Annotated in this window: 21 protein-coding genes; 11 read left to right on the plus strand and 10 right to left on the minus strand. The window is 75.0% G+C overall.

Going from position 1 to position 20,098, the window contains the following annotated elements:
- Positions 1-68: 68 nt before the first annotated feature.
- Complete coding sequence (locus tag IEY94_RS21665; protein ID WP_189172174.1) at positions 69-515, plus strand: ATP-binding protein; 447 nt, start codon at positions 69-71, stop codon at positions 513-515.
- A gap of 25 nt (positions 516-540) precedes the next feature.
- Entirely contained in the window at positions 541-1,416 is an 876-nt protein-coding gene (locus IEY94_RS21670; RefSeq protein WP_189172090.1) for a DUF5926 family protein, read from the plus strand.
- An 81-nt stretch (positions 1,417-1,497) separates the two neighbouring features.
- Here the strand turns inward: IEY94_RS21670 and IEY94_RS21675 are convergent, their stop codons facing one another.
- Positions 1,498-2,706: an arginine deiminase gene (locus IEY94_RS21675; protein WP_189172091.1), complete on the minus strand. Its 1,209-nt coding sequence runs from the start codon at positions 2,704-2,706 to the stop codon at positions 1,498-1,500.
- A gap of 332 nt (positions 2,707-3,038) precedes the next feature.
- Between IEY94_RS21675 and IEY94_RS21680 the strand changes: the two genes are divergently transcribed.
- From IEY94_RS21680 to pheA, 3 genes are all read left to right on the plus strand, one after another.
- Positions 3,039-3,740 (plus strand): hypothetical protein, encoded by a 702-nt coding sequence (locus IEY94_RS21680; RefSeq protein ID WP_373291348.1) that lies wholly within the window; start codon positions 3,039-3,041, stop codon positions 3,738-3,740.
- 104 nt (positions 3,741-3,844) lie between these two features.
- Positions 3,845-4,321, plus strand: coding sequence for a PAS domain-containing protein (locus IEY94_RS21685; RefSeq protein WP_189172093.1), 477 nt, complete (start codon positions 3,845-3,847; stop codon positions 4,319-4,321).
- 21 nt (positions 4,322-4,342) lie between these two features.
- A complete protein-coding gene (gene pheA, locus IEY94_RS21690) occupies positions 4,343-5,299 on the plus strand; it encodes a prephenate dehydratase (RefSeq protein WP_189172094.1) in 957 nt (318 codons plus the stop codon).
- A 46-nt stretch (positions 5,300-5,345) separates the two neighbouring features.
- Here pheA and IEY94_RS21695 read toward each other — a convergent pair whose 3' ends face one another.
- The 3 genes from IEY94_RS21695 to IEY94_RS21705 form a co-directional block, all read right to left on the minus strand.
- Positions 5,346-6,071, minus strand: coding sequence for an AIM24 family protein (locus IEY94_RS21695; RefSeq protein WP_189172095.1), 726 nt, complete (start codon positions 6,069-6,071; stop codon positions 5,346-5,348).
- 122 nt (positions 6,072-6,193) lie between these two features.
- The gene (locus IEY94_RS21700; protein ID WP_189172096.1) at positions 6,194-6,547 is read right to left on the minus strand and encodes a metallopeptidase family protein; all 354 of its coding nucleotides are present in this window, start codon (positions 6,545-6,547) and stop codon (positions 6,194-6,196) included.
- A 93-nt stretch (positions 6,548-6,640) separates the two neighbouring features.
- A complete protein-coding gene (locus IEY94_RS21705) occupies positions 6,641-7,075 on the minus strand; it encodes an OsmC family protein (protein ID WP_189172097.1) in 435 nt (144 codons plus the stop codon).
- Positions 7,076-7,186: 111 nt separating this feature from the next.
- Between IEY94_RS21705 and IEY94_RS21710 the strand changes: the two genes are divergently transcribed.
- The gene (locus tag IEY94_RS21710) at positions 7,187-8,779 is read left to right on the plus strand and encodes a phytoene desaturase family protein (RefSeq protein WP_189172098.1); all 1,593 of its coding nucleotides are present in this window, start codon (positions 7,187-7,189) and stop codon (positions 8,777-8,779) included.
- Between the two features lie 221 nt (positions 8,780-9,000).
- Here the strand turns inward: IEY94_RS21710 and IEY94_RS21715 are convergent, their stop codons facing one another.
- The gene (locus IEY94_RS21715) at positions 9,001-9,555 is read right to left on the minus strand and encodes a Clp protease N-terminal domain-containing protein (RefSeq protein WP_189172099.1); all 555 of its coding nucleotides are present in this window, start codon (positions 9,553-9,555) and stop codon (positions 9,001-9,003) included.
- Between the two features lie 4 nt (positions 9,556-9,559).
- Entirely contained in the window at positions 9,560-9,796 is a 237-nt protein-coding gene (locus tag IEY94_RS21720; protein ID WP_189172100.1) for a helix-turn-helix domain-containing protein, read from the minus strand.
- A 93-nt stretch (positions 9,797-9,889) separates the two neighbouring features.
- Here IEY94_RS21720 and serS point away from each other — a divergent pair, with 93 nt between their 5' ends.
- Complete coding sequence (gene serS, locus IEY94_RS21725) at positions 9,890-11,167, plus strand: serine--tRNA ligase (protein ID WP_189172101.1); 1,278 nt, start codon at positions 9,890-9,892, stop codon at positions 11,165-11,167.
- 118 nt (positions 11,168-11,285) lie between these two features.
- On the plus strand, positions 11,286-12,122 hold the full coding sequence (locus IEY94_RS21730; RefSeq protein WP_189172102.1) for an HAD family hydrolase: 837 nt from the start codon (positions 11,286-11,288) through the stop codon (positions 12,120-12,122).
- Between the two features lie 4 nt (positions 12,123-12,126).
- Here IEY94_RS21730 and IEY94_RS21735 read toward each other — a convergent pair whose 3' ends face one another.
- From IEY94_RS21735 to IEY94_RS21745, 3 genes are all read right to left on the minus strand, one after another.
- Positions 12,127-12,624 (minus strand): hypothetical protein, encoded by a 498-nt coding sequence (locus IEY94_RS21735; protein ID WP_189172103.1) that lies wholly within the window; start codon positions 12,622-12,624, stop codon positions 12,127-12,129.
- A gap of 144 nt (positions 12,625-12,768) precedes the next feature.
- Entirely contained in the window at positions 12,769-14,502 is a 1,734-nt protein-coding gene (locus tag IEY94_RS21740; protein ID WP_189172104.1) for an RICIN domain-containing protein, read from the minus strand.
- Between the two features lie 136 nt (positions 14,503-14,638).
- Positions 14,639-15,235, minus strand: a complete 597-nt coding sequence (locus tag IEY94_RS21745; protein ID WP_373291349.1) for a bacterial proteasome activator family protein — start codon at positions 15,233-15,235, stop codon at positions 14,639-14,641.
- A gap of 485 nt (positions 15,236-15,720) precedes the next feature.
- Between IEY94_RS21745 and IEY94_RS21750 the strand changes: the two genes are divergently transcribed.
- Positions 15,721-16,866, plus strand: coding sequence for an ABC transporter substrate-binding protein (locus IEY94_RS21750; protein ID WP_229784337.1), 1,146 nt, complete (start codon positions 15,721-15,723; stop codon positions 16,864-16,866).
- A gap of 39 nt (positions 16,867-16,905) precedes the next feature.
- Here IEY94_RS21750 and ddaH read toward each other — a convergent pair whose 3' ends face one another.
- Positions 16,906-17,724, minus strand: coding sequence for a dimethylargininase (gene ddaH, locus IEY94_RS21755; RefSeq protein WP_189172107.1), 819 nt, complete (start codon positions 17,722-17,724; stop codon positions 16,906-16,908).
- 147 nt (positions 17,725-17,871) lie between these two features.
- Here ddaH and IEY94_RS21760 point away from each other — a divergent pair, with 147 nt between their 5' ends.
- Together IEY94_RS21760 and IEY94_RS21765 are read left to right on the plus strand one after the other, a co-directional pair.
- Positions 17,872-18,357, plus strand: a complete 486-nt coding sequence (locus IEY94_RS21760; RefSeq protein WP_189172175.1) for an Lrp/AsnC family transcriptional regulator — start codon at positions 17,872-17,874, stop codon at positions 18,355-18,357.
- A 36-nt stretch (positions 18,358-18,393) separates the two neighbouring features.
- Complete coding sequence (locus tag IEY94_RS21765) at positions 18,394-20,010, plus strand: methyl-accepting chemotaxis protein (protein ID WP_189172108.1); 1,617 nt, start codon at positions 18,394-18,396, stop codon at positions 20,008-20,010.
- Positions 20,011-20,098 lie beyond the last annotated feature (88 nt).

Below are 20,098 nucleotides of genomic sequence, written 5' to 3' on the forward strand. Positions count from 1 at the left end.
GCGATACCCGGCCCTGCACCGGCGCAGGAGCCGTGAGCGATGCGGTATCGGGAGGCGGGAGCGTGACGATGATGGCCGTCGCTGAACGGGCCTGGTGCCTGGTCGTGCCACACCACGCCCGCGGCGCCCGGGTCGCCCGGCACCGACTGACGGCGGAGCTGACCGGCGCGGTCGACACCCCGCTGCTGATGGACGTGGTCGCGGTCGTCGCCGAGCTGGTCGGCAACGCGATCCGGCACGCCGAGCCGCTGCCCGGCGGCGTCGTCCGGGTGGCCTGGCGGCTGGCGCCGGCCGACGGCGACGCGGTGGTGGAGATCCGGGTGACCGACGGCGGGTCCGGGGCGGCCGTACCGCGGGCCCGGGCCGCCGAGCCGGAGGCCACCGGCGGGCGCGGCCTCGGCATCGTGGCGGCGCTGGCCGACCGCTGGGGCGTGGACCGCGACGGCCTCGGCCAGAGCGTCTGGGCCGAGCTGTCCGCCCTGACGGCGACGAACCGCGCGACGCCCGCGGGCTGACCCGCGGGTGCATTAGGGTGTGCCCGTGAGCAAGCGGCGGAAGAACCCGGTCGGCGCGCCGAAGCGCGAGAAGGTACGCGACATTTTCGTCGTCCGCCCCTTCGAGGGGCTGGCCGACGAGGCGGAGTGGATCGCGCTGCGCGAGCTGGTCCCCGCGGCCACCGTGCCGCTGACGCTGTCGGCCGAATTGTCCGACAAGTACGGCGACAAGGACATCCTCCTGGTCAGCGTCCTGCCGGGCGCCATCCCGGTGCAGGTCCGGCCCGAGGGGCAGATCGTGCTGGCGTTGCAGCGGCACCAGCAGTCCGGCGACGTCAACCGCGACCTGGCCTGCTCGCTGCTCGCCGCGCTGGAGACCGAGCCGGGCAAGCCGGTCGCCGTACCGCCGCTGCCGGGCGAGGGCCCGCGGCTGGCCGACGTCCTCACCGACGGGCCGCTGGACATCACCGTGCACAGCGGATTCGAGTTCTGGGCCGGGCCCGAGGGCGCCGACTCGCCGCAGTGGCAGGCCGTGCTCGAGCAGGCCAACGCGGCGGCGTACCCCACGCAGAAGCTGACCGCGGCGCCCGGCGCGTACTGGTGCAAGGCCACCGAGCGGGCGCACGTGCGCTGGGTGCTCACCGACGACGAGGACCGGGCGCTGGCCGCGCTGGCCCGGCTGTCCGCCGCGGGCGAGCTGCTGCTCGGCGAGGGCACGAAGTTCGCCGGGATGTTCCGGGTGCACGGCCGGCTGGCCCCCGTGTGGGACCTGCCGGTGGGCACGCCGGCCGGCGACTGGGACGCGCCGCTGGCCGCGCTGGTCGAGCGGTACCGCGCCGCGCTGGCCGACGGGGCGCCGCTCACCGCCGACCAGCGCCGGGCCCGGCAGGGCCTGCTGGGCCGTCAGCTCAGCCTGCGCTGACCCGCCGCCGGCCCGGGTCGGGGGTCGCCTCGGGCCGCGCAGCCGACCGGGCCGCGCGGTCGCGCCGGGCGACGCCGCCGGCTAGTCGGTGACCAGCGGGGCGCGGGTGATCGGGCAGGACATGCAGCGCGGCCCGCCGCGCCCCGAGCCCAGCTCCGATCCGGCGATCCGGATCACCTCGATGCCGGCCCGCTCCAGGTGGGCGTTGGTCTCGACGTTGCGCTCGTACGCCACGCACACCCGCGGGGCGATGGCCAGCGTGTTGTTGCCGTCGTCCCACTGCTCGCGCTCGGCCGTGACCGGGTCCAGGCCGGTGTCGATGATCCGCAGCCGGTCGATCCCCATCGCGCCGGCCGCGGCGACCACGAACGGCGCCGGCTTGCCCACGACGGGCTCGCCGTCGGGGCTTCGCTGGACCGGGTACGCGACCAGGTCGTCGGCGAGGTTCGGGTACATCACCACGGCGTCGACGTCGACCATCGTGCAGACGGTGTCCAGGTGCATGGTGGCCCGCTGCTGGGCGATCGGCACGACCAGGACGGTGTGCGCCAGCTCCCGGACGAACACCCGCCGGGCCAGCCGCTCGGCGCCGGCCGGGGTGGTCCGCTCGCCGACCCCGACCGCGAGCACGCCGGGGGCGAGCAGCAGGACGTCGCCGCCCTCCAGCAGCTCCAGCCCCGGCTCGTACAGCAGCGGGGTCCCGACGAACCGCGGGTGGTGCCGGTAGATGGCCCGGGTGATCGTGGTCTCCCGCCGCCGGGCGGGCATGGCCAGGCTGGTGACCGCCACGTGCCCGCGCACCCAGGCGGAGGAGTCCCGGGTGAAGAGCAGGTTCGGCAGCGGGTCGATGACGAACGAGTGCCGGTCCAGCAGGCTGTACACCAGGCCGCGGCCGCCCCCGGCGGCCAGCAGCTCCTCCCGGGCGAGCCCGGCGGTGAGCACGCCGGCCAGCTCGGGCGGGGGGAGGTCGTCGAGGTACTCGGCGACCTCGTCGCGCAGGGTGTCGCCGAGCCGGGGGTCGCCCAGGACCGCGCCGATCAGCTCGGCCCGGGCCCGGCCGACGGTGAGTACCTCGGCCAGGAGCTGACCCAGGTACAGCACCTCGACGCCGCGCTGGCGCAGCGCGTCGGCGAACGCGTCGTGCTCCTCCTGGGCCCGGCCGACCCAGGGGATGCCGTCGAAGAGGAGGGAGTCGTTGTTGCGGGGGGTGAGGCGGGCCAGCTCGGCCCCGGGGCGGTGCAGCAGCACGGTGTGGAGCTGCCCCACCTCGCTGTCGACATAGTGGGTCACAAGCCGCAGCGTAGATCAGATCACAGCGCTGCGCGCCGCGGACGAATAGCCTGGCACCGTTCCGCGCCCGCGTGCGGGGCCGGAGGCGAATGAGATACGCATTCACTTCCCTCATTCATCAATCGTTCGACGCAAGAACCTTGCCTGAAACGGGGGTTGGCGACTTACGGTGATGGAGTCACAACTCAATGCCTACACAACTGACGTAGCTGCCCGCCGGACGGTTCCGGCGTCCGCGGCCGATCGCTGAGAAGGACCATGACCGCCCGAACGACACCGACCGCCGCAGTCACCACGATCGCCACAGCCACGATCAGCGCCGGAGGTAAGCGATGACAGGGATCCCGAAGCAGCGCCGCGGAGACAACAGTGAGGAGGGGGCACCGACCTTGCCGACCGCTCAGGCCCGCCCCGCCACCCCGCTCGACTGGCTCCGCCGCCGCCGCGCCCGCCGCGACGTGCGCCGGACCGAGGCCGCCGGCAACCGCGCCGCCGACCGCCTCGGCGAGCTGGGCCCCGGCTGGCACGTCGTCGACTGGCCGCGGACCGACGACCTGCCCCACCTCGGCGAGCAGGCCGGGTTCCTCGTGATCGGACCCGGCGGCGTCTTCGCCGTCACGGTCGCCGACCACGGGCGCAGCACCGTGCTCATCGCCGGCGACGTGGTGCAGATCAACGGCCGCCGCCCCCCGTACATCCCGCACGCCCGCAAGGACGCCGCGGCGGCCAGCCGGGTGCTGTCCAAGGCGGTCGGGATGGACGTACCGGTGTTCGCCGTCCTCGCCTTCGTCGGCACCGGGCGGATCAGCATGCACGGCCTGCCCCGCGACTGCATGCTCACCAGCTACCGCGTGCTGGACCGGCTGCTGCTGGCCGGCGGCGACCGGATCAGCCCGCACACCGCGGAGAAGCTCGCCCACGTCGCCGGCGACCCGGCGACGTGGATCAACCCGCCGTACCGCTCGTCCGACGACGACGACCGGGACCGGCAGGACCGGGCCCCGAACTCCGCCCCGGAGCCCAGCCAGAGCTGAGCCCGCGGCGGTCCGCCGACAATTTCGCACCCACGGCGCTCGTCGGTGGCGTTCGGACCGGCTAGCGTGGCGCGTATGCCGCCGGAGTACCCGTGGGAGGTGCAGTGGCGCACGTCGAACTCTCGCTATCCGAATCCACCGGCCCGCCCCGGCACCGGGCCGGGGGGGCCGGGCCGTCCGGGGCGGACGGCAACCCGCCGGCGGGCAGCCTCGCCCGGTGGAGCGCCGCGGTCTCCGCGGCCGACGAACCCTGCCTGGTACTGGACGTCGACGGCGGCATCGTCGCCGCCTCGGCCGCCTGCCACACCCTGCTCGGCCTGGGGGCGCCGGGCAGCGTGGTGGGCCGATACCTGCTCGACGGGGTGCTGCACCTCGTCGATTTCACCGCCGAGCGCCGGCTCCTGCCCGACGCCGACATCGACGCGATCCCGCCGCTGCTCGCCCTCTCCTCGGGGCGCCAGACGCGCGGGCTCATGCGGGTGCACGACGGCGCGTACGACGTGACCGTCGACGGCATCGCCGTCCCGCTGCGCGACGCCGACCGGGTGGTCGGGTCGCTCACCTTCTTCAGCGCGATCTGACCTCCGCGTAGGCTGGCCGGCATGCCCGGCGTACCCCCGACCCGCTTCGTCTTCCTCGGCCCCGAGGGCACGTTCGCCGAGCAGGCGCTGCGCTCGCTGCCCGCCGCCGAGCGCGGCACCCGCACCCCGGTGCCGAGCGTGCCCGAGGCGCTGGACGCCGTCCGGGCCGGCGACGCCGACGCGGCCCTGGTCCCGCTGGAGAACTCCGTCGGCGGCGCCGTCGGCGTGACCCTGGACGAGCTGGCCGTCGGCGATCCGCTGATGATCATCCGGGAGGTCGTGCTCCCGGTGAACTTCGTCCTCGCCACCCGCGCCGACGGCCCGGCGGCCGCCGCCGCGCTGCGCACGGTCGCCGCGCACCCGCAGGCCGCCGCGCAGTGCCGGCGCTGGCTGCGGGCGTACGCGCCGGACGCCGAGGTCGCCGAGGCGCTGTCCAACGCGGCCGCCGCGGCCGCCGCGGCCGCGGGCGAGGTGGACGCCGCGATCTGCGCGCCGGTGGGCCTGCGCCGGTACCGGCTGCGCGCCCTCGCCGAGCGGATCGCCGACCGGCCCGACGCGCTGACCCGGTTCGCCCTGGTCGGGCGCCCCGCCGCGCCGTCCCCGCCGTCCGGCGACGACATCACCACGATGGCCGTCTTCCTGGACCGGGACCGGGTCGGCGGGCTCGCCGCCGTGCTGACCGAGCTGGCCGTCCGCGGGGTGAACCTGACCCGGATCGAGTCCCGGCCGACCGGCGAGTCGCTGGGCAGCTATGTGTTCTTCATCGACTGCGTCGGGCACCTGGCCCACGCCCGGCTGGGCGAGGCCCTGATGGGGCTGCGCCGGGTCTGCTCCGACGTGCGCTTCCTCGGCTCGTACCCGCGGCACCGGCTCACCGCGGCGCCGCCGTCACCCCGGCCGCCGGCCGGGCAGGCCGACGAGGACTTCGCCGACGCCGCCGCCTGGCTGGGGCGGGTGCGGGCCGGGCGCCCGTACTGACATCGGCCGCGGGACCGCCGCGCCGGCGGCCCCGCGACGCGGCCGGTCAGTTGCCGAGCAGGCCGCCGAGGCCGCTGCTCGAATTGCTCTGGTTGCCGGCCAGCCCGGCCGGCGGCTCCTCCGACGGCTGGACGACGACGAAGCCCTGGCCGGCGAAGCTCATCGTGAACGCCTCGCCGGTGGTCCGGCCGAACAGCGTGCCGATGCCGAGCTGGTCGGCCCGGTGGTACCCGGTCTGCAGCGTGGACGACCAGCAGATCGCCGCCTGCGGGTCCGCGTACGTCGGCTGGTCCACGTTCAGCACCACGGGCGTGCCCTTGCTGGTGATGGCGATCCGGCCGCGCCCGCTGAACACGCAGTTGAACATGCCCGCGGACGACAGCATCCCCATGCCCTGCACCATCTGGATGTCGTACTGGAGGCTCGGCTCGAACGCGAGCACGTTCTTGCCGTTGATCGACAGCGAGTCGCCCTGCTCCAGGTCGATCAGGTGGACGTCCGCGGCGGCGTCGGCGAGGAACACGTCCCCGTGGCCGGACAGCTTCATCAGCGGCACGCCCTCGCCGGTCATCTTCTGCTTGAGCCACTTGGTGACGCCGCCGGAGCCGAGCGCCTGGAACTGCACCTGGCCCTGGTAGGCGACCATCGAACCGGTCCGGGCCATGACCTCGCCCCGGAGTTCGATCTTCAGCATCTTGGAGTTCTGCAGCCGCAGGCCGGGCTGGTCCGACTCCTTCTCGAGGTTCTCGGCGGCGAAGATCGCGCTGCGCATGTGCTGCTCCTCCTGGCGGAACTATCGCGGTGACGGTGCCGTGGCCGCCACGCTACCGCCCCCGCGCACGCCCGCCCCGCGCGTCGCCCGCCCGGCGCGCCGGGGCGCTCGGCGCCGGCCGGTCAGCCCCAGCCCAGCTCGTGCAGGCGGGCGTCGTCGATGCCGAAGTGGTGGGCGATCTCGTGCACCACGGTGATGGCCACCTCCTCGACGACGTCGTCCTCGGTGTCGCAGACGGCCAGGGTGGGGTTGCGGTACACGGTGATCCGGTCCGGCAGCACACCGGCGTAGTCCCAGCCGCGCTCGGTGAGGGCGTGCCCCTCGTACAGCCCGAGCAGCTCCTCCTCGCCCGGCGGCGGGTCGTCCTCGACCAGCACGACGACGTTGTCCATCAGCGCCATCAGCGCCACCGGTACGTCGTCGAGCGCCTCGGCGACCAGTTCCTCGAACCGGGCCCTGCTCATCTCGACGGCCATGCGCCCCATTCTGCGCGCCGCGGGCGCGCCGGCGCCGCACGGCCGCGCGGCGATCCGTGCGCCGGGGGCGCGGCGCGCCCCCGGCCGCGCGGCTCAGCCCTGGCTCAGCGTCGCCGTCAGGGTGATCTCGGTACCCGCGGCGAGCAGGTGCGAGATCGGGCAGTTCTGCTTGGCGTCCTCGGCCCACTTGGCGAAGTCCGCGCCGTCGATGCCCGCAACGGTGCCCGTGGTCTCCAGCCCGATGCGGGTGACCCGCGGGCCGGCGTCGGTCTTGTCGAGCTGCACCGAGGCGACCGTCTCGATGCTGGTCGGCGGGTGCCCGGCGTCGGTCAGCAGCTTGGCCAGGAACATCGAGAAACAGCCCGCGTGCGCGGCGCCGATCAGCTCCTCGGGGTTGGTGCCCTCGCCCTCCTCGAACCGGGACCGGAACGAGTAGTCGCCGCTGATCCCGCCCTTCCCGGTCCGGATCGTCCCGGCACCCTCGACGAGGGTGCCCTCCCAGCGCGCTTGCGCAGTACGAATCGACATGCCCCCAACGCTAGCCGCTCGCCCGCCCGCCGCCGCGGGGTGACCACGTGATTTCCGGCGGGCCGGCCGGAAATCCCGCTGGACGGGGGCCCGACCGGGGAGGCTGGGGGGATGGGGTATGACGTCGTCATCGTCGGGGGCGGGCACAACGGGCTCGTCGCGGCCGGCTACCTCGCCCGGGCCGGCTGGCGGGTGCTGGTCTGCGAGCGCCGGCCGGTGGTCGGCGGGGCGGCGGTGAGCGAGCGGCCGTTCGGCCCGGACTTCACCGTGACCTCGCTGTCGTACGTGGTGTCGCTGCTGCCCGACGCGCTCGTCCGGGACCTGCGGCTGCGCGAGCACGGCTACCACGTGTACCCGCAGGGGCCGTACTTCGCGCCGCACGCCGACGGCCGGGCGCTGCGGCTGGCCGACGACCCGCGGCGCCGGCACGCGTACCTGAGCGAGTGGAGCCCGGCGGACGCCGACGCGTACGAGGAGTGGGACGCGTGGCTCGCCCGGCTGGGCGGCCTGGTCGCCCCGCTGCTGCACCGGGTCCCGCCGAAGCTGGGCAGCAAGCGCCCGGCCGACCTGCTGGACCAGGCGGGCCTGCTCGGCGTCCTGCGGAAGGTGGACGTCCGGGCCGCGGTGGACCTGACCCGGCTGTTCACCGAGAGCATCGCCGACCTGGTCGAGCCGCGGTTCGCCACCGCGGCGGTGCGCGGCATGCTGAGCGTGTCCGGCGTGATCGGCACCTGGGCGGGGCCGCGCAGCGCCGGCACGGGGTACGTCATGCTGCACCACCACGTCGGCGAGGTGGACGGCCGCGCGGCGGCCTGGGGCTTCCCGCGCGGCGGGATGGGCGGGGTGAGCAACGCGCTGGCCGCGGCGGCCCGCTCGTTCGGCGCGGAGATCCGCTGCGGCGCGGGCGTCGCCCGGATCCTGACCGCGGGCGGGCGGGTGCGCGGGGTGGCGCTCGCCGACGGCACCGAGATCGCCGCGCCGACGGTGGTCACGACGGCCCACCCGCGGGTGTCCTTCCTGGAGCTGCTGGACCCGGCCGAGCTGCCGGCCGACTTCGTCGCCGACATCCGCGGCTGGCACAGCCGGTCCGGCACAGTCAAGATCAATTTCGCGGTGGACCGGCTGCCGGCCCTCGCCGCCCACCCCGAGCCGGACCCCGAGGTGTACGGCGGGACGATCGTGCTGGCCGAGTCCCTGGACGACCTGGAGGGCGCGTACCAGGAGGCCGTGGCCGGCCGCCCGGCCACCGCGCCGTTCGCCGACATCTGCATCCCGTCGGTGCTCGACCCGACGCTGGCGCCGGACGGCAAGCACGTGGTCAGCGCGTTCACCCAGTGGGTGCCGCACGGGTACGCCGCCGCGCCGCACGAGGCCGAGCTGACCGCGTACGCCGACCGCCTCACCGCCCGGATCGAGGCCGTCGCGCCCGGCTTCACCGACTCGGTCATCGGCCGCCAGGTCATCGGCCCGCACCTGATGGAGACCGAGTACGGCCTGGTCGGCGGCAACATCTTCCACGGCGAGCTGACCCCGGCGCAGATGTTCCACGCCCGCCCGGCCGCGGGGTACGCGGACCTGCGCACGCCGATCCGCGGGCTGTACCAGGCCGGCAGCGCCACCCACGGGGGCGGCGGGGTCACCGGCATCCCCGGCCGCAACGTCGTGCGCCGGATCCTTGCCGACCGGCGACCCCGCCGCCGTTGACGCGCCCGCCGGCGGGACCCCGTGACCGGATTGCGGACCCCGGCGGCCCGCGCCGGGGGCGGGGACGCCGGTACCCCGATCCTCCATCCCGCCGCCGCGCGGAGCATCGGGGAAATCCCGCAATCGGAGCACCCGCCGCCGGCCGGGCGGCAACGGCGGGTCAGGCGGCGGTGGGCCGGGCGGCTGCGGGTTCAGGCCCCCGGTGGACAGGCGGCCGCGGGTCAGGCGGCGGCGGCGAGGCGGACGCGTTCGCGCAGGTCGGCCAGCGTCACCCCCGGCGCCACCCGGGCCGCCAGCGCCGGGTCCGCGTGCACCACCCCCAGCAGCAGGTGCTCGGCCCCGATCGCCCGGTGCCCCAGCCGGATCGCTTCGCGCAGCGACAGCTCCAGCGCCTTGCGCGCCGCCGGGTCCAGCGGCAGGTGCCCGCGGCGGAACCAGCCGCGCGGCGCCGGCGCCGGCTCGTCCAGCGCGCCCGGCCCGAACGTCGCCTCCGCCGACGCCCGGACCGCCGCCACGTCGATGCCGAGCCCGGCCAGCGCGTCCTCCTCGGCCGGCGACAGCCGGCCCCCGGCCGCGGCGAGCGCCGCCCGGGCCGCCGCCGCGGCGGCCGCCGGGTCGGCCCCGGCCGCGCGCAGCAGCGCCGCGGCCGGGCCGTCGGCCACGAGCAGCGCGGCCCACAGGCTCGGCGTACCGGCGGCGGACAGGTGCTCCGCCCGGGCCCGGTCGGTCGCCGTGACGACCACCTCGCGGGCGGTCTCGGTGAAGCGTTCGAACATGCGCTCATCCCTCCCGGTTCGGCGGCACGGCCGGGCGCCCGGCGTGCTTCTTGTGCACGGCCTGCTTGCTGACCTCCAGCACCGCGGCGATCTCCTGCCAGGACCAGCCCCGGCGCCGCGCGTTGTCGACCTGGAGTACCTCCAGGCGTTCGAGGAGCCGGCGCAGGGCGCGGACGGCGGTCAGGCCCGCCCGCGGGTCCGCGCCGCTGGCGGCCCCGACGAGGGTCGTGGTCTCGGTCATGTCGTCAACTTTAGTTGACAGTCGGGGCAGCGTCAACCTTGGTTGACGAAACCGGATGAGCGCGGCCCGCGGCTGCGGGTACGCTCGGACGTCGTGATTGACCTACGCCTGCTCCGTGACGACCCCGACGCGGTCCGCGCCAGCCAGCGCCTGCGCGGCGAGCCGGAAGCGGCCGTCGACACCCTGCTCGCCGCCGACGAGAAGCGCCGGCTGGCCGTCCAGGCGTTCGAGATCCTGCGGGCCGAGCAGAAGACGCTCGGCAAGCAGGTACCGAGGGCCACCGGCGACGAACGGGCCGCGCTGCTGGCCAAGACCAAGGACCTCGCCGCCGAGGTCAAGCGCACCGAGGGCGTCGTGGCCGAGCAGGACGAGGCGCTGCGCGCCGCCGCGCTCGCCCTGCCCAACGTCGTCCTCGACGGCGTGCCGGCCGGCGGCGAGGACGACTACGTCGTGCTCCGCGAGGTCGGCGAGCGCCCCGCGCTGGACGCCCCCCGCGACCACCTGGAGCTGGGCGAGCTGCTCGGCGCCATCGACACCGAGCGCGGCGCCAAGGTCTCCGGCTCGCGGTTCTACTTCCTGCGCGGCCCCGGCGCGCAGCTCCAGCTCGCGCTGTTCCAGCTCGCCGTCGGGCGGGCCGCCGCGCGCGGGTTCGTCCCGATGATCACCCCCGCGCTGGTCAAGCCGGCCGCGATGGAGGGCACCGGCTTCCTGGGCGCGCACGCCAGCGAGGTGTACCGGCTGGAGGCCGACGACCTGTACCTGGTCGGCACGTCCGAGGTGCCGCTGGCGGCGTACCACAGCGACGAGATCCTCGACCTGAGCGCGCCGGTGCGGTACGCCGGCTGGTCCTCCTGCTTCCGCCGCGAGGCCGGCTCGTACGGCAAGGACACCCGCGGGATCATCCGGGTGCACCAGTTCGACAAGGTCGAGATGTTCTCGTACTGCCGGCCGGAGGAGGCCGCGGCCGAGCACGCGGCGCTGCTCGCGATGGAGGAGGAGCTGCTGGCCGCCGTCGAGGTCCCGTACCGGGTGATCGACGTCGCCGCGGGCGACCTCGGGTCCAGCGCCGCCCGCAAGTACGACTGCGAGGCGTGGGTGCCCAGCCAGGGCCGGTACCGGGAGGTCACCTCGACCTCGAACTGCACCACCTTCCAGGCCCGCCGGCTGAACGTCCGGTACCGGGACGCCGACGGCCGCACCCGGACCGCCGCCACCCTCAACGGCACCCTGGCCACGACCCGCTGGCTGGTCCCGCTGCTGGAGAACCACCAGCAGCCGGACGGGTCGGTCCGGGTGCCCGCGGCGCTGCGCCCGTACCTGGGCGGCCGGGAGGTCATCGAACCGGTCGGCGTCACCCGGGCTTCGGGTTGAGTTCCGGCGTCGGTCGGCCGATAAGGGTGGTCCACTGCCGGTGACAGCGGTACGGTTGCTCCCCCGCTCGGCGCGGCGGACGCGCCGCCGGCGCCGGGCGGAGGGGTGAGGAGTCGCCATGCGCCGGCCCGGACTGCCGAAGCTCGTCGCCACCGACCTCGACGGCACGCTCGTCCGCAGCGATGACACCGTGTCCGCCTACACCCACGCGGTGCTCGACCGCGTGCGCGCGGCGGGCATCCCCATCGTGGGCGCGACCGGCCGCGGGCCGCGGCTGGCGGAGCTGACCCGCAACGACATCCGCGCCGCCGACTACCTGGTGATGGCCGGCGGCGGGTGGGTCGTGGACCAGAGCGACCCGGCGGGGCCGGTCAGCCTGAGCGAGCACCGGATCCCGGCGGGCGTGCTCTCGGCGTTCATCCTCGACCTGGAGGAGGCGGTCGGGCCGCTGACGTTCATGGTCGAGGCGCTGGAGGACCCCGGCGCGTCGCTGTGGGGCGACTACGACCCGGCGTGGCGGTACCCGGAGCGGTTCGAGGCCCGGCCCCGGCACGAGTGCGTGGCCGGCGATGTGATCAAGGCGTTCGCCCGGCACCCGGAGCGGCACGTCGACGACCTGCTCGCCGTCGCCCGCCGGGTGGCCGGCGACCGGGCCACGGTCACCCAGGCGGGCCTCGGCTTCATCGAGATCACCCCGGCGGGGGTGGACAAGGCGACCGGGCTGGCGCTGATCACCGAGGTGCTCGGGCTCGGCCCGGAGGACGTGCTGGTCTTCGGCGACCAGCCGATCGACCTGCCGATGTTCGACTGGGCCCGGTGGGGGCGGGTGGCGGTGGCCAACGCCCACGACGCGGTCCGGGCGGCGGCGGACCACATCGCGCCGAGCAACGACGCCGACGGCGTGGCCCGGTACCTGGACGAGCTGATCGCCCCGGCCGCCCGGGCCGCCGCCTGACGCCTCAGTCGACCCGGGCGAAGGCGGTGTCGGGCGCGCGGTCCGAGCCCGGTCCCCCCTCGGGGGTGTCGTCCGCGCGGGACACCGAGCTGCGGTAGTCGATGTCGGCGGGGTTCTCGATGCAGGACAGCGGGAAGCTGATGACGATGGTCCCGTCGCGGTAGGCGTCCGTGCCGTCGCAGACGGGCTCCACCCCGCCCCACTCCTTGTCCACCTTGTAGACAATGCTCCGGAATTCCTCATCGGCCGAGCCGTTGGCGATCACCTCGTACTCGTTCCAGTACGCGCCGCGGTCCGTATCGAGGTCGGCCCGCCGCCCACCCACGGCCACGATGTCGCCCGCGGGCCGGTCGATGATCTTGCCCGTCCGCATGTCGCGGACGTCGCCGGCGGGGTCGGGGACGGGGGCGGCGGGGCCGGCGAGGGCCGGTGCGGCGGGTCCGACGCCGATGCCGGGTACGGCCAGGGCGGCGATCAGCATGCGGCTGGTCAGCGATTTCACGGTGCTCTCCTTCGGGGGCGGGCGTCGATGACTATCCGCGCCCGGACCGAAGGGTGAACAATCCCAGAACACATAGCGCCACTCGATGTGCTCGAGCGGTGAATTCACGTTCCGATCAATTCCGGGTAATTGCGGGAAGGCGCATCACTGGTCGCCGGTGAGGTTGCGCAGCGGGGCCGTCGGCACCGGCTCGGGCGCCGGTGCCGGGGTCTCGTCCCGGCCGCCCCGGCGGATCTCGCCCGGCGTGTTCCACTTCTGCATCCGGACCAGCGACGGCCCGGCGAAGTCCTCGTCGTCGTAGCTGGGGTTGGCGCTGGTCCGGCACGGCTGGGTGGCGAGCTTCCAGGTATAGACATACCCGGTCCGGTAGATCTGCAGGGACTCCTGGCTCGGGTCGCTGTCCTGCTCCTCGGTGGTCAGCGCGGCCAGGCACTTGCGGTTGCCCGCATTGACGATCCGGTAGCTGGTGTCGTAGTCGCCGGTGTCGCCGTACCGGATCCACTTCTGGGTGGCCGCGCCGGTGCAGGACATCGGCCGGACCAGGCGGCCGGCGACGTCCATGCAGTACTCGGTGTTGCCGCTGCGGGTGTAGATCGGGCCGGGCGCGCTGCCGGCGCCGTTGGTGGGCGTGGCCGGGATGCGCATGAGCTGGGACCACGGGATCGCCGTCAGGTCGGGGTTCTGGTAGCACTCGGCCGGCGCGGCGAACGTCGGGTCCTCGACCTGCTCGGCGAAGTTGTCGTTGCTGCTGTCGATGGCCGTCAGGCAGAAGCTGTTGAGCGCGGCGTTGCGGAGCTGGGTCAGCTCGCAGGCGTAGCCGCGGTCCTCCGGGCAGGCGGTCGAGCGCAGGCCGGACTCGCCGGGCCCGAGGTACGGGAACGGGTCGAACTGCTGCCCCCGCTCGCGCGCGGCGAGGCTGCACCGGGCCTCGAGGTGGACGCCCGAGCCGGGCGAGTCCGGCTGGTTGATGGTCAGGCACAGGCCGGACAGGGTGCCCGCGGCGGTGCCCAGCTCCCACGTGTGGCCGCCGTTGTAGTACCAGCGCTGCCGCGGCGGCACCGGGGTCACGCAGGCGCGCATCCGGGGTACCGCGCCGACCGCGGGGGTGTCCGAGCCGGCGTCCAGGCACATCGCGTCGGCGGCGTCCGGCGCGGACCGGATCGAGCCGACGGTGGCCAGCGTCAGGTCGGTCCGGTAGTACCAGTACTGCTTGTAGGTGATCCCGAGGTCGCGCCGGAAGTCCTTCGGGCAGGACTGCATGGTGACCGCGGCCCCCTCGCCGGGCACCGACTGGCCGGGGTCCAGGCAGACCGCCTCGTAGTCGCCGTACGTGGACAGCGCGGCGAACGCCGCGATCAGCCGGGGCTGGGTGTACATGTCGTCGGCCGGCGTGAACGGCGAGGGCAGGTCGCCGCTGCGCAGCGGGTAGTAGCCGCTGAGCCGGCGGGTCGCGCTGCCGGCGGTCGCGGTGGCGGTGAGCTTGGCCCAGTTGCTGCCCCGGCAGGGGGTCGGCTCGGCGTCGGTCGCGGGCGGCTCGTCCTGGCCGACGGCGGTGAGGAACTGCGCGGCCACCCGGTACGACGGCCGCCCGCCGGTGACGGCCAGCGTCACGGGGTCGGTGCCGGTCTGGTCGCCGCACAGCTCGTCGAGCGTGGTCATGCTGCGGATCCGGGCCAGCGCGACCTCCAGCCCGGTCTGCGCGCCGCGCAGCGCGTTCGCCCGGTCGACGGTCTGCCGGGTGTGGCCGAGCTGGCCCATCGCCGCGGGCACGGCGGCCGTCCCCAGGGCGACCGCGAGCAGCACGAGCAGCATCGCCAGCGGCAGGGAGCCCCGCTCCCCGCCGCCGGGCAGCGCGTCCCGGTCATTCTCGCTGCGCACGTTTTCCCCCTCGGTCCCCACGATCGGCGGCCGGGGTCGATACCTGAAGCCGTCCCGCCGGGGCAAAATCAGACCCGACGGGACGAACGTCGCATCCGGGGGCAGTCGCCGCCGCGCGCGGGCGGCGGCGGAAAGGTCAGAGGTACTGGCCGGTACCCGAGCCGGGGTGCTCGCCGGGCGCGCCGGCGATGGGGCCCAGCGGGCCCGGCGGCAGGGCCGGGCGGCCGCGCATCTGCTCGAGCTGCATCCGGGCCGCCATCTGCTGCGCGACCAGCGTCGCCTGGATCCCGTGGAACAGGCCCTCCAGCCAGCCGACGAGCTGGGCCTGGGCGATCCGCAGCTCCGGCTCGCTGGGCGTGCTGCCCTGCTCGAACGGCAGCGAGAGCCGCTCCAGCTCGTCGCGCAGCTCGGGCGCGAGGCCGTCCTCCAGCTCGGTGATCGAGCGGCGGTGGATGTCCGCCAGCCGCTGCCGCCCGGCCTCGTCCAGCGGCGCCGCCCGGACCTCCTCCAGGAGTTGCTTGATCATGCTGCCGACGCGCATCACCTTCGCCGGCTGTTCGACCAGCCGGCTCGGGTCCTCGTCCTCGGCGTCGCCGGTGTCGACCGTCCCGACCGGGCGGCCGTCGGGGCCCACCACCACGACGGTCGGGCGGAGCTCGCTCGGTGCGGCCAGGGTCGCGGCGTCGTCGTCCTCGGCGGGTACGGCATGCTGTGCGTCGGTCATGTGGTCCATCTTGGCGTACCGCTCGGTCGACTGCCACCGGCCCGTCCGGTGCGATGACCGGGGGACGAATGCCACCTTTCCGGGTCGTGCCGTGAAGGGGACTCGCCTGTGGCACGGGTGTTCGGCTAGCGTCCGGGTGGTCAACCGGATCCGCACCGTACGCGGACCGGGTCCGACGTGCCGCGCCCGGCCGAACGCAGGGCGCGGACGCCGCGGTCAGCGCCGAGCCGCGGCGGCGTCGGGTCCGGCTGTACCCGGGCGGCCGTGCGGGGGTGGGGCCCCGTCGGCCGGGCCGTCGCGCCGAAGTCCGTCCCCGCGTCGTCCGCCAGTGGCGCCGTGGTCGGACCGCCGCCGACGTGCCGCCCGCCGGGGCCTGTTGACGACGGGTCGCGGGCGCGCACATGCGGGCGCCCCGGGGCGGGAACGGGCACGGAGACTGGGAGGACCCCGTGGCGCAGAACAACCGTCGGCGAGCCCTGCGGCTGCTTGTCGGCGTGGCCGTGATCGGTGCGCTCGCCGGCTGTGCCGGCACGCCCGAGGACGGCGACGACGACGCCGCCGTCAGCGACCGGGTGGTCCCGATCGGCCTGCTGCTGCCGGCCGGCGGCGCGAACAAGGCCATCGGCGACGACATGCGGCGCGGCTTCGACCTGTACCTGAACCAGCACGGCAACACCCTCGGCGGCCACCGGGTCCGGGTGGAGACCGCCGACGAGGGGGACACACCGGACAGCGGCCGGGCCGGGCTGGCGGCGCTGCTGGACAAGAAGGTGTCCGCGGTGGCCGGCGTCGCCGCGCCCGAGGTGCTGAGCGCGCTGCGCGATCCGATCCGGACCGCGCGGGTGCCGCTGATCGGCGTCAACGGCTCGCCGGCGAGCCTCCAGGGCGAGATCTTCATCTGGCGTACGTCCTATGTCGGCACCGACCCCGGCATCGCGATGGGCCGGTACATGGCCGAGAACGTCCCCGGCCGGGTCGCCATGGTCCTGCCCGACCTGCCCGCCGGGCAGGACGTCCTGGACGGCTTCCGGGACGGCTTCGGCACCGACGGGCGGCTGGACCGCGAGCCGGTGTTCGCCGGCACGGCGACCAACCCGCGCCGCGGCGCGTACGCGGAGCTGGTCGAGCGGCTGCGCGACCGCCGCCCGGCGGCGGTGTTCTGCGCGCTGACCGGGCCGGCGGCGGTGGAGTTCGTCCGCGCCTTCCGGGCCGCCGGGCTCGGCGCCGGCCTGTACGGCCCGGGCTTCCTCACCGAGGGCACCGGGATCGCCGAGTCCGGCCAGGCCGGGCTGGGCATCGCGACCGCGCTGAACTACTCCGCCGACCTGCCGCACGCGGCCAACCGGATCTTCGCCTCGGCGTACCGGAAGGCGCACGGCGCCTCGCCCACGACGTACGCGATGGCGGCCTACGACGCCGCGGCGGTGCTGGACCGGGCGATCCTGCTGGCCCGCGACGACCTGAGCGCGCAGAACATCAACCTGAACCTGGGCCGGGTCGGCCAGGTGGACAGCCCGCGCGGGGTGTGGCAGTTCAACCAGTCCCGGACGCCGCAGCAGAAGTGGTACCTGCGCGAGGTCCGGGCCGACGGCCAGGTCACGTCCAACGTGGTCACCCGCGAGCTGGCCACCCTGGGCTGAGCCCGCCGCGCGCCCGGGCCGGCCGGGCGCGCGGCGGCGTCAGCGGCGCAGCTCGGCGACGCAGCACTTGACGCTGCCGCCGCCCTTCTTCAGCTCGCCGAGGTCGACCGGCACTGGCGTGTACCCGGCCGCGGCCAGCGTGTCGGCCAGCCCGCCGCACTCGGTGTTGAGCACGACGTTGCGGCCGTCGCTGACCAGGTTGAGGCCGAACGCCATCGCGTCCTCCCGGCGGGCCACGACGCCGTCCGGGAAGAGCTGGCGGAGCACCTTCTGCGACGGCCCGGAGAAGGCGTCGGGGTAGTAGACGATGTTGCCGTCGTCCAGCGAGGCCAGCGCGGTGTCCAGGTGGTAGAAGTGCGGGTCGACCAGCTTGAGGCTGATCACCGGGCGGCCGAGCGCCTCCTGGGCCTCGCCGTGGGCGTCGGTCTCGGTGCGGAAGCCGAAGGCGGCGAGGATCAGCCCGCCGTGGGCGTCCGGCAGGTACGCGAAGTCGCCCTCGCCCTCGTTCACCACGGTCGGGGCGACGAACCGCCAGCCGCTGTTCTCGTAGAAGGTCTGGTGCGACTTGGCCTCGGCGGCCCGCTGCGGGTACTTGAACTGCGCGCCGTACGCCACGCCGTCGACGACGAAGGCGCCGTTGGCGGCGAACACCATGTCCGGCAGGCCCGGCTCCGGGGCCAGCTCGGCGACCTCGTGGCCCAGCCCGGCCAGGGTGTCGCGGAGCACGGTCCACTCGGCGACGGCGCGGGCGGTATCGACCGCGACCGCCGGGTCCATCCAGGGATTGATCACGTACTCGACCGTGAAGAACGTCGGTGGGCACAGCAGGTAGCTCCGTTGCCGCGCGACTCGTTCCATTCCGTCCTCCGCCCCGGGGCGACCCCGCTCTGACCTGCGCCGATACCACCCGTCGTCGGTTCGTGTCCCTTGACGGTACGGTCACCAAGCGTATGGATCCGGGGGCTGTACAAACAGCGGGTAATCTTGCTTCCTGTGAGCGAATCGTTGCGTCTTGACAGCATTGACCAGCGGATCATTGCGGCTCTCATGGCGAACGGGCGCGCTTCGTACGCCGACGTCGGGAGCCGGGTGGCCCTGTCCGCGCCGGCCGTGAAGCGCCGGGTCGACCGGCTCCGGGCGGCCGGCGTGCTGCGCGGCTTCACCGCTGTCGTCGACCCCGACGCCGTGGGCTGGGGGACCGAGGCGTTCGTGGAGCTGTACTGCTCCGGCCGGACCACCCGGGGGCAGATCGCCGCCGCCGTCGGCCGGCACCCGGAGGTCGTGCACGCCTACACCGTCTCCGGCGAGGCGGACGCCCTGGTCCACCTGCGGGCGGCCGACATCACCCACCTGGAGCAGGTGCTCCAGCGGCTGCGCGGGGAGCCGTTCGTCACCTCCACCCGCAGCGCGATCGTGCTGTCCCGGCTGGTCGAGGGCGCCCCGCCGGCCGGCTCCGACAGCCTGATTCCCGCCCCGCCTACCCGCCGGTAGCCTCAACTCGCCCGCCGTACTGCCGAACCAGCCGGCATGGGACGGATCCGGAACCTGCACATCGCGACCAAGCTCGTGCTCAACGCCTGCGCGACGCTGTCACTGCTGCTGATCGTGACCGCGATCGGCCTCCTGGTCTCCCTCAGCGGCCGCGACTCGGCCGACGACGTGGCGGACAAGTTCCGCGCGGCCGCCGCCGTCGACGACCTCAAGTACGACGCCGCCGACCTCAACGGCTGGCAGACCGCGTACGCCTTCGACGTGGCCCGGACCGGCCCCGCCGCCGCGGCCGACACCACCGACTCCCGGCGCAACTTCCTCGCCGTCGCCGACCGGATGCGGGCCAGCCTGGCCGACATCGCCGGGCAGGTGCACGCCGCCGACATCCGGGCGAAGCTGGACGCCCTGGCCGCCGCGTACGACGCCTTCATGGCCACCGACGTCCGGGTGGTCGCCGGCTACCGCGCCGGCACCCCGGCCGCCGCCGCGGAGGCCGACCGGCTCGTGCTGACCACGGCCATCGAGCAGTACCGCGGCATGGCCACCGCCGCCGACGGCGCCGCGACCCTGACCCAGCGGCACGCCACCGACGCCCGGGACGCCGCGGACCGGGACGGCCGGACCAGCCGGGTGCTGATCGTGGTCGTCTCCGCGCTCGCCGTCCTGCTCGCCGCGGCCGGGGCCGTCCTGCTCCAGCGCAGCATCGTGCCGCCGCTGCGCCGGGTCTCCGGCGTGCTGTCCGCGATGGCCGAGGGCGACCTGACCCGCTCGGCCGGGCTGACCAGCCGGGACGAGATCGGCGAGATGGCCGCCGCGCTGGACCGGGCCAACGCCCGCACCCGGGACACGCTGACCGAGGTCGGCGAGCACGCCCGGACCGTGTCCGCCAGCGCGGGCGACCTGTCCTCGACCAGCGAGCAGATCGCCGGCGCGGCCGCCGAGTCGGCCACCCAGTCCGACCTCGTGGCCGCCTCCACCGAGGAGGTCTCGGCCACCGTGCAGACGCTCGCCGCCGGCGCGGAGGAGATGACCGCGTCGATCCGGGAGATCGCCGAGAACGCCAGCCTGGCCGCCGGCGTGGCCGGCGAGGCCGTCGCCGAGGCGCACCGGGCCGGCGAGATCATCCAGCAGCTCGACGTCGCCTCGGCCGAGATCGGCGCGGTCCTGAAGGTGATCACCACGATCGCCGAGCAGACGAATCTGCTCGCCCTGAACGCGACCATCGAGGCCGCCCGGGCGGGCGCCGCCGGCAAGGGCTTCGCCGTCGTCGCCGCCGAGGTCAAGGACCTGGCGCAGGAGACCGCGCGGGCGACCGGCGACATCGCCGCCCGGATCGACGCCGTCCGCGGCGGGGCCGGCAACGCCAGCGCCGCCATCGCCGCGATCGCGGCCGTGATCGACCGGGTCAACACGTTCCAGCAGACGATCGCCGCGGCGGTCGAGGAGCAGACCGCCACGACCAACGAGATCAGCCGCAGCGTCGCCGACGCGGCCACCGGCGCCTCGGCCATCGCCGAGAACGTCACGAACATCGCCGGCGCGGCCCGGGACACCAGCGACGGCATCGGCGGCACCCGCCGGGCCGCGACCGAGCTGGCCGAGCGGGCCGCCCGGGTCACCGACCTGATCGGGACATTCCGGGTCGGGCACTGAATGGACCCCGCGCGCGGACGCCCCCTCGTCCGCGCGCGGACGGCGGCCGCGGGCGCGGCGGGGTAGGGATCGACGGCTCCCTCCCCGC

The sequence above is a fragment of the Pilimelia anulata genome, from assembly GCF_014647895.1.
Lineage (GTDB): Bacteria > Actinomycetota > Actinomycetes > Mycobacteriales > Micromonosporaceae > Pilimelia > Pilimelia anulata.

What these genes read in the sequence shown, in the direction of transcription:
- IEY94_RS21665 (WP_189172174.1), top strand. Translation starts at nt 69, where the DNA reads ATGATGGCCGTCGCTGAACGGGCCTGGTGCCTGGTCGTGCCACACCAC.
- IEY94_RS21680 (WP_373291348.1), top strand. Translation starts at nt 3,039, where the DNA reads ATGACAGGGATCCCGAAGCAGCGCCGCGGAGACAACAGTGAGGAGGGG.
- pheA (WP_189172094.1), top strand. Translation starts at nt 4,343, where the DNA reads ATGCCCGGCGTACCCCCGACCCGCTTCGTCTTCCTCGGCCCCGAGGGC.
- IEY94_RS21695 (WP_189172095.1), bottom strand. Translation starts at nt 6,071, where the DNA reads ATGCGCAGCGCGATCTTCGCCGCCGAGAACCTCGAGAAGGAGTCGGAC.
- IEY94_RS21700 (WP_189172096.1), bottom strand. Translation starts at nt 6,547, where the DNA reads ATGGCCGTCGAGATGAGCAGGGCCCGGTTCGAGGAACTGGTCGCCGAG.
- IEY94_RS21705 (WP_189172097.1), bottom strand. Translation starts at nt 7,075, where the DNA reads ATGTCGATTCGTACTGCGCAAGCGCGCTGGGAGGGCACCCTCGTCGAG.
- IEY94_RS21710 (WP_189172098.1), top strand. Translation starts at nt 7,187, where the DNA reads ATGGGGTATGACGTCGTCATCGTCGGGGGCGGGCACAACGGGCTCGTC.
- IEY94_RS21715 (WP_189172099.1), bottom strand. Translation starts at nt 9,555, where the DNA reads ATGTTCGAACGCTTCACCGAGACCGCCCGCGAGGTGGTCGTCACGGCG.
- IEY94_RS21720 (WP_189172100.1), bottom strand. Translation starts at nt 9,796, where the DNA reads ATGACCGAGACCACGACCCTCGTCGGGGCCGCCAGCGGCGCGGACCCG.
- IEY94_RS21730 (WP_189172102.1), top strand. Translation starts at nt 11,286, where the DNA reads ATGCGCCGGCCCGGACTGCCGAAGCTCGTCGCCACCGACCTCGACGGC.
- IEY94_RS21745 (WP_373291349.1), bottom strand. Translation starts at nt 15,235, where the DNA reads ATGGACCACATGACCGACGCACAGCATGCCGTACCCGCCGAGGACGAC.
- ddaH (WP_189172107.1), bottom strand. Translation starts at nt 17,724, where the DNA reads ATGGAACGAGTCGCGCGGCAACGGAGCTACCTGCTGTGCCCACCGACG.
- IEY94_RS21765 (WP_189172108.1), top strand. Translation starts at nt 18,394, where the DNA reads ATGGGACGGATCCGGAACCTGCACATCGCGACCAAGCTCGTGCTCAAC.